1 protein-coding gene is annotated in these 367 nt (G+C 40.1%); it reads left to right on the forward strand.

Annotated elements, in window-relative coordinates:
- Positions 1–106 precede the first annotated feature (106 nt).
- On the forward strand, positions 107–367 hold a 261-nt coding region (locus tag B2R65_RS04150; RefSeq protein ID WP_349676054.1), incomplete at its 3' end, for an RNase H family protein.

Consider the following 367-nt stretch of genomic DNA (forward strand, 5'->3'; position numbering starts at 1 on the left):
GTGGTTTCTGTATCTAAAACTATTTGTCTACGTGCCATATCGAATTTAGCCTGACTCTGGTATCTTTCTATAATCACTTTATTGTACATAATATCAAGGTAAAACAGTGCAAAAAACCGTAGAGATTTACACCGATGGCTCATGTTTAGGTAATCCGGGCCCTGGTGGTTATGGTATTTTTATGATTTATAACGGCCACGAAAAAAAATTAAGCCAAGGGTATAAGCTCACCACAAACAACCGTATGGAAATGCTCGCTGCCATTGTTGCCCTTGAATCACTTACCCGCCCTTGCACCGTTAACCTCACCACAGATAGCCAATATGTTAAGCAGGGTATTGAGTCGTGGATTGCAAATTGGAAAAAA

Origin of the sequence: Pseudoalteromonas sp. UBA2102 (assembly GCF_002331165.1) — a bacterium.
GTDB lineage: Bacteria > Pseudomonadota > Gammaproteobacteria > Enterobacterales > Alteromonadaceae > Pseudoalteromonas > Pseudoalteromonas atlantica.